Source organism: Frankia canadensis, assembly GCF_900197875.1.
GTDB classification, from domain to species: Bacteria; Actinomycetota; Actinomycetes; order Frankiales; family Frankiaceae; genus Frankia; species Frankia canadensis.
In genome coordinates this window covers 1-1284 of sequence record NZ_FZMO01000440.1, presented here as the reverse complement: position 1 = coordinate 1284, position 1284 = coordinate 1, and the positions used below count along the sequence as shown (strand labels likewise).

The following is a 1284-nucleotide window of genomic DNA, read 5'->3' as shown; positions in this document are numbered from 1 at the left end:
TCGGGCCGCGCAAGTCGCCTGAGAAGCCGGCGGCTTCAGCCGTCGGAGTAGTCACGACCTCATCCCGGGCCTCCCGGCTGCCCCTGGTGGTCGCCTGCGGCGGATCCTTCCTCGCCTTCCTGGACGCCACGATCACGAACCTGGCCGTCCCGGACCTGGCCGGCGACTTCCACGTCGGTGTCACCTCGCTGTCCTGGGTCGTCACCCTCTACACGATCATGTTCGCGGCCCTGCTCGCCCCGGCCGGCCGGCTCGCCGACGTCGTCGGCCGGGTCCCGCTGTTCGTCACCGGGGTGGGCGTCTTCACCGCCGCGTCGCTGCTCGCCGCCGTGGCACCGACACTCGAGGCGCTGCTCGTCGCGCGGGGGGTGCAGGGCGTCGGGGCGGCCCTGCTGATCCCGGCGTCGCTCGCGTTCGTGCTCGCCGACACCCCGCCAGAACGCCGGGCGGCGGCGATCGGGCTCTGGAGCGCCTCCGCAGCCCTCGCCGCGGCGGCCGGCCCTGCCCTTGGCGGAGTGCTCGTCGACACGATGAGCTGGCGTGCGCTGTTCTGCATCAACGTGCCCGTGGGCGGCTGGCTCGTCTGGCAGGGCTGGCGGTGGCACCGATCCGGATCCGCCCGGCCCGCCGCACGCGGCGGTGAGGCCCGCCGGCCGGACGCGATCGGCACCGTGGCGCTCGCCGGCGGCATCGGCGTGCTCGTGCTCGGCGTCACCGAGGCGTCCACCTGGGGCTGGGCGTCGGCGGCGACGATCGGATGCCTGGTCGGCTCGGCGGTGCTGGTGGCGGCGGCGCTGCGCCGTTCGGCCGGCCATCCCAGCCCCGCGGTGGAGATCGGGTTGTGGTCGAGCCGGACGTACGCGGCGGCGAACGTCGTCTCCTTCCTGTTCGGCGCGGTCCTCTACACGACGCTGCTGCTCGGCGTCCTGTATCTGATCGACGTCTGGGACTACTCGGAGCTCGCCGCGGGCCTGGCGATGACGCCCGGAGCCGTCGCGTCCGCGATCGTCGGCATCGTCATCGGCAGGCTGACCCGCCGACCCTCCCCGCGCGCTCTGGTCACCGCCGGCTCGCTGGTGCTCGCGGGGACGACGGCCGCGCTCGCGCTGTGGCTACCCGCCGAACCGCGTTTCCTCACCGCCTGGCTGCCCAGCGGCCTCGGCCTGGGCCTCGGGATCGGTGCCTGCAGCGTCGGTGTGTCCAGCGCGGCCGCCCTGTCCGTGGCACCGGTGCGCTTCGCCGCCGCGACAGGCCTCAACGTCGCCGTCCGCCAGATCGGCGGCG

General features: G+C 74.7%; 1 protein-coding gene. It reads left to right on the top strand.

Annotated features, from left to right (window positions below; all coding sequences use genetic code 11):
* Positions 1-86 precede the first annotated feature (86 nt).
* A partial coding sequence (locus tag C1A33_RS25555; RefSeq protein WP_243407940.1) for an MFS transporter occupies positions 87-1284 on the top strand: 1198 nt, incomplete at its 3' end.